We start from the raw sequence: 5,820 nt of genomic DNA on the forward strand, positions 1-5,820 counted from the left end.
CGACAGCTTCACCTTCAATCTCGTACAGTATCTGGGCGAGTTGGGGGCGGAGATGGAGGTCCGGCGCAACGACGAGCTGTCGGTGGACCAGATCCGCGACATGGCGCCGGAACGGATCGTGATCTCTCCCGGGCCGTGCACCCCGGCCGAGGCCGGCGTGTCCGTCGACGTCATAAAGCAGCTCGGGCCCACCACGCCCATCCTGGGCGTGTGCCTGGGCCACCAGAGCATCGGCGCGGCGTACGGCGGCGACGTGGTGCGCGCGCGGCGGGTGATGCACGGCAAGACGTCGCCCATCCGCCACCACGGCGAAGGGATCTTCGCGGGCGTGCCCTCGCCGCTGACGGTGGCGCGCTACCATTCGCTGGTCATCGAGCCGAGCACGCTTCCCGGCGAGCTGGAAGCGATCGCCTGGACGGAGGAGGAGGGGTGGGAGGACGAGATCCAGGCGGTGAGGCATCGCGAGCACCCGGTGTGGGGCGTGCAGTTTCACCCCGAGTCCATCGCCAGCGAGCACGGGCACGACCTGCTGCGCAACTTCCTGCGGATGGGATGACGCGCACGCTCACGGCGCTCCTCCTTGCCGCCGGGCTCCTGCTGGCCGCGCCCGCCGCGGCGCAGGTGCCGGAGATCGCCGGCGACGACGACTCGCCGGCCGTTCGCCGCGCGCGCGAAATCTTGGCGCGGCGCACGTACGTGTGGATCGACCGCGACACGGTGCTTGGCCCGGAGTTCCGCACCCCGGGCGACCTGGTGATCTACGACGCCGAAGTGAAGCTCGAAGGCAACGTCGACGGCTCCGTCGCCGTGCTGGGCGGCGACTTCTGGATCCGCCCGGGCGGCCGGGTGGGCGGCGCCGTGGCGGTGCTGGATGGCGGCGTGTACCCGTCGGGGCTGGCCATCCTGGAGCGCGACTCCATCTTCCGGCAGGACGCGCAGACCCGCGTGGCCATCGCCACCGTTCCCGCGGCGGACGGCACCTACACGGCCTCGGTGACGGTCACCCCGCCGCCGCGGCCGGCGTTCTTCGCTCCCGCCGTGGGCCCGTTCCCCACGTACGACCGGGTCAACGGGCTCACGCTCTCCGCCAGCGCCAACATCCACCCCACACGCCGGCGCGGCGGCCCCCGGCTGAACGTGTGGGGCTCGTACCGTTTCGAGCAGGAGAACCACCTGGGCGGCGGCGTGCGGGCCGACGTGCCGCTGGGGCGCGAGAACGTCCACCTTACCGCCGAGCTTTCGCGCGCCACACGCACCAACGACGCGTGGATCTACGGCGACATCGCCAACTCGCTGCACGCGCTGGTGCTCGGGAACGACTACCGCGACTACTGGGACGCCGACGTGCTGCGCGTGATGGTGGAGCGCCCGGTGGGCAAGCCGCTGATCGCGGGCGAGTCGTGGCTGGGCCCGCGCTTCGGCGTGCAGGCGTCGCGCGACCGGCGGCTGGAGGCCCGGGACCCGTGGTCGCTGCTGGGGGACGGCCTGGACCGGCCCAACATGGAGACGCTGGAGGGCACCCTCGTTTCCGCCATCGCCGGCACCGAGTACCACTGGCGCGGCATCAGCTCCACCTTCGACGGCCAGGTGAACCTGGAGCACGCGCTGCAGGGCGCGGGCGACGCCACGTTCACGCAGGCGCTGGTGGAAGGCACGTATTGGGCGATGGCGCTGCGCACGCACACCATGCGCGTGTACTTCCGCGGGATGATGCCCCTGGGCGGTGGGGCGCCGCCGCAGCGATTCGGCATCCTGGGCGGCAGCGGCACGCTGCCGACGGAAGAGATCGCGGCGTTCCGCGGCGACCACCTGGCCTTCATCGAGTCCAGCTACCTGATCCCGTATCCCCGCATCGTGCTGCCGTACGTCGGCTCGCCGAGCCTGGAGATCGGGCACGCCGTGGGCGCGGCGTGGGTGGGCGACGCGTCGCCGGACTGGGTGCAGAACGCCGGCGTGGGCATCGTCTTCCCCTTCGTCTACGCCCGCGTGCTGGTGAACCCGGCCGACTTCGAGCCCAACCTCAGCTTCGGCATTTCCCTCCCGCAGTTCTGAAGCGTGAGCCACGAGGACGCGCTGGTCCGCAGCTGGAGCCGCAACGCCGAGGCGTGGACCCGCACCGTGCGCGAGGGAGGGATCGAGAGCCGGCGGCTGGTGACGGATGCCGCCATCGTCCGCGCGGTGCTGGAGGGCCGGCCGGAGCGGGTGCTGGACGTGGGCTGCGGCGAGGGATGGCTGGCCCGGGCGCTGGCGGAGCAGGGGATCGGCGTCGTGGGAATCGACGTCTCCCCGGAGCTGGTGGACGCGGCGCAGCGGGCGGGCGGGGGAGAGTTCCACGCCGTGTCGTACGACGCGCTGGCGGCGGATCCGTCGCTCGCCGGCGGGGAGTACGACGCCGTCGTCTGCAACTTCTCGCTGCTGGACGAGCACCCCGTTCCCCTGCTCGCGGCCCTGCGGCGCGTCCTGCGTGCCGGCGGCGCGCTGCTCATCCAGACGGTGCATCCCTGGACGGCCGCGGGCGAGGGGCCGTACGAGGACGGCTGGCGCACGGAAACGTTCGCGGGCTTCGGCGAGGGGTTCGCGGCGCCCATGCCCTGGTACTATCGCACGCTGGCCTCGTGGATGGACGTCGTCTCGGCCGCCGGCTACGTCCTCGCGGACCTGCGCGAGCCCCTGCACCCCACCCCCGGCCGCCCCGCCTCGCTGATCCTGACCTGCGTGATGCAGATGACCCTGTTGCCGGGGAAATATCCCGTTTAGCTTGCACCCGTACACCTGCCCGCCCCACCCACCGCGCGAGACGACCTTCCCATGAGCGAAATCCAGATTTCCGACAACTACAACGACCTGTCCACCGACAGCGGCTTCCAGTTCGAGTTCCACTGCGAGCACTGCGGCGAAGCCTGGCGCTCGGAGTTCGACCGGTACGCGGCGGGCACGGCGGATGGGCTGCTGGGCGCGGCGGAGGGATTGTTCGGCGGCATTTTCGGCAGCGCGCGCAACGCGCTTTCGCACGTGCGGAACGCGGGGTGGTCCAAGGCGCGCGACACGGCGCTGCGCGAGGCCGTGGCGAGCGCGCGGGAGCACTTTCACCGCTGCCCCCGGTGCGCCAACCACAACTGCGACAACTGCTGGAACGAGGACGAGGGCACCTGCATCTCGTGCGTGCCGCGGCTGGACCCCGAGCTGGCCGCCATCAACCGCGAAGCGAAGATCGCCCGCGCCCGCGAGGTGGCGTACGAAAAGGCCAGCGTCAGCGGGGCAGACCTGGAGCAGCGCGTGGTCAGCTGCCCCGACTGCGGCGCGCCCGCGGGGCGGGGCAAGTTCTGCCCGGAGTGCGGCGTGGCGCTCTCGCTGAACAAGACGTGCGGCGGCTGCTCGGCCGAAATGCCGTCCAGCGCCAAGTTCTGCCCGGAGTGCGGCGAAAAGGCCTGATCGTCCGCCGCGTGGACGCTACCCGCCGGCGTGCCGGGCCAGGAGATTCTCGATCTTCGTGAGCAGGCGCGCCAGGTCGATCGGCTTGGTGTCGTAGTCGTCGCAGCCGGCACCCATCGCGTGCTCCCGGTCGCCGGCCATGGCGTGCGCGGTGAGCGCGATGATGGGAATGTGGCCGGTGGCCGGCGTGGACTTCAGGCGGCGCGTCGCCTCCCATCCGTCCAGGACCGGGAGGCTCATGTCCATCAGCACCAGGTCCGGCAGCTCCCTGGCGGCCCGGTCCACCCCGTCCTGCCCGTCGACCGCGACCACCACGTCGTAGCCCTTCCGCTCCAGGCGCCGCGACAGCATGTCGCGGTTCATCTCGTTGTCTTCCACCAGCAATATCTTCTTCATCGCGTACCCGAAGCGTCAGGCGCCGGCCGCGCCGCTTCGTCTCCGTTGGGGGTGGCCATCGCGCCGCGGGGAACGGCGAAGTCGTCGAGCAGTTCGCGCACGCGCGAAAGCAGCGACTCGTGCGAATCGCCCGTCTTCTGCAGGATGGTTTCCACGTAGCCGCTCAGCCGCTGGCGGTCGCGGGCGCTCAGGTCGTGGGCGGTGATCACGATGATGGGCACGTTGCGCCACTCGGGGTGGTGGCGCACCTGGTCGGCGAACTCGAAGCCGTCCATCTCCGGCATCATCAGGTCCAGCAGGATCACGTCCGGCGTCTCCGACTCCATGCACTGGAGGCCGGCCCGGCCGTCGTCGGCCTCGCAGACGCGCCACCCTTCCTTGTCGAGCACGTTGCGCATCATCGCACGCGTCGCCGGATCGTCCTCTACCATCAGCACCAGCGACTCGGGGCCCGGGCGCGCGTACCTGCGAAGGGTGGCGGACAGGCGGTTGCGGTCCACCGGCTTGGTGGCGTACTCGGCCGCGCCCAGCGCGAACCCGCGTTCCGGGTCGTCCACCATCGTCAGCATGATCACCGGAATGCCGCGCAGCTCCGGGTCTTCCTTCAGCGCCTTGAGCACGCTCCAGCCGTCCATCTCCGGCATCATCACGTCCAGCGTGATGGCGGCGGGGTGCAGGGTGCGCGCAAGCCGCAGCCCTTCCTGCCCGCTGGCCGCCGTGCGGACGGCGAACCCCTCCTCCGCCAGGTAGCGCTGCAGCAGCTCCCGCGGGGCGGGGTCGTCGTCGATCACCAGCACGTAGCGCGTTCCGGGCGGGGCCTCGCCCCCCGCCGGGATCTCGCCGGCGCGCGAGGCCACGAAGGCGCCGGCCCGGGCGCCGTCGCCCTCCGGCGGGCTTTCCTGCATCAGCGCGGGAAGCTTGATGGTGAACACGCTCCCCTCGCCCAGCACGCTCTGCACGGAAACGTCGCCGCCCATCATCTGGCAGAAGCGCCGGGTAAGGGCCAGCCCCAGCCCCGTTCCCCCGAACCGGCGCGTGGTGGATGCGTCGGCCTGGCTGAAGTCCAGGAACAGCTTGGACAGCTGCTCGTCGCTGAGCCCGATCCCGGTGTCCGCGACACGGAAGACGATCCACTCGCCCCCGTCCATCAGCTGGCGGTCGGCGTTCAGGGTGATGGTGCCGCCCTGGGTGAACTTCACCGCGTTGGAGAGCAGGTTGTAGAGCGCCTGCCGCACCTTCATCTGGTCCGCGCGCATCTCGCCCAGGCCGGCGGCGCGGACGACCTTCAGGGTGTTGGCGTTCTTCTGCACCATCGGCTGCACCGTCGAGGCGACCTCGTCGATCAGCTCGGCCAGGTCGAACCGCTCCACGAACAGCTCCATCTTCCCGGCTTCGATCTTCGACAGGTCCAGGATGTCGTTGATCAGCGCCAGCAGGTGCTTTCCCGCGGAGTTGATGCGCCCCAGGTCCACGGTGAACGACTCCAGGCTCTGCTCGTCGGCCTCTTCCTGGAGCATTTCCGAGTAGCCGAGGATGGCGTTCAGCGGCGTGCGCAGCTCGTGGCTCATGTTGGCCAGGAACTGGCTCTTGGAGCGGTTCGCCGACTCCGCCGCCTCGCGGGCCTCCGCCACCTCCTCTTCGGCGCGCCGCCGCTCGGTCACGTCTTCCAGCGCCAGCATCAGCAGCTCGCCGTGGCTGCCGGCGCGCAGTTGCCGGGCGTTCAGCAGCATCACCCGCCGCCCGATCTGGGGAAAGGTGTGCTCCAGCTCGAAGTCGTTGAACACCGACTGCGTGGGGATGATGTCTTCCAGCAGCACGCGCAGGTCGGGGATGTCCCACTGGCCGTTGCCCAGCTCGTAGATGAGCTGGCCCTCCGTCTCTTCCGCGCCCACCTCGAAGGTGTGGTAGAAGGCCCGGTTGGCGCTGCGCACGCGGAGCGACGCGTCCAGGATCAGCAGCGGCTCGCGGACGGTTTCCACGATGTCCTGCGCG

Annotated in this window: 6 protein-coding genes; 4 read left to right on the forward strand and 2 right to left on the reverse strand. The window is 70.7% G+C overall.

The features are described from left to right. The 4 genes from VIB55_RS13380 to VIB55_RS13395 form a co-directional block, all read left to right on the forward strand. On the forward strand, positions 1 to 556 hold a 556-nt coding region (locus VIB55_RS13380; RefSeq protein WP_331877154.1), incomplete at its 5' end, for an aminodeoxychorismate/anthranilate synthase component II. After that, positions 553 to 2,052, forward strand: a complete 1,500-nt coding sequence (locus tag VIB55_RS13385; protein ID WP_331877155.1) for a hypothetical protein — start codon at positions 553 to 555, stop codon at positions 2,050 to 2,052. The genes VIB55_RS13380 and VIB55_RS13385, both read left to right, overlap by 4 nt. Before the next feature lie 3 nt (positions 2,053 to 2,055). Continuing rightward, positions 2,056 to 2,757, forward strand: a complete 702-nt coding sequence (locus VIB55_RS13390; RefSeq protein WP_331877156.1) for a class I SAM-dependent methyltransferase — start codon at positions 2,056 to 2,058, stop codon at positions 2,755 to 2,757. A 51-nt stretch (positions 2,758 to 2,808) separates the two neighbouring features. Further along, positions 2,809 to 3,432 (forward strand): zinc ribbon domain-containing protein, encoded by a 624-nt coding sequence (locus VIB55_RS13395; RefSeq protein WP_331877157.1) that lies wholly within the window; start codon positions 2,809 to 2,811, stop codon positions 3,430 to 3,432. 18 nt (positions 3,433 to 3,450) lie between these two features. Here the strand turns inward: VIB55_RS13395 and VIB55_RS13400 are convergent, their stop codons facing one another. Both VIB55_RS13400 and VIB55_RS13405 read right to left on the reverse strand, forming a co-directional pair. Continuing rightward, positions 3,451 to 3,828 (reverse strand): response regulator, encoded by a 378-nt coding sequence (locus tag VIB55_RS13400; protein ID WP_331877158.1) that lies wholly within the window; start codon positions 3,826 to 3,828, stop codon positions 3,451 to 3,453. Further along, a partial coding sequence (locus tag VIB55_RS13405) for a response regulator (RefSeq protein ID WP_331877159.1) occupies positions 3,825 to 5,820 on the reverse strand: 1,996 nt, incomplete at its 5' end. The genes VIB55_RS13405 and VIB55_RS13400, both read right to left, overlap by 4 nt.

Origin of the sequence: Longimicrobium sp. (assembly GCF_036554565.1) — a bacterium.
In the GTDB taxonomy this organism is placed as follows: domain Bacteria; phylum Gemmatimonadota; class Gemmatimonadetes; order Longimicrobiales; family Longimicrobiaceae; genus Longimicrobium.

Excerpts from the sequence above, each read along its gene's own strand:
- VIB55_RS13385 (WP_331877155.1), top strand. The coding sequence starts at position 553 with ATGACGCGCACGCTCACGGCGCTCCTCCTTGCCGCCGGGCTCCTGCTG.
- VIB55_RS13395 (WP_331877157.1), top strand. The coding sequence starts at position 2,809 with ATGAGCGAAATCCAGATTTCCGACAACTACAACGACCTGTCCACCGAC.
- VIB55_RS13400 (WP_331877158.1), bottom strand. The coding sequence starts at position 3,828 with ATGAAGAAGATATTGCTGGTGGAAGACAACGAGATGAACCGCGACATG.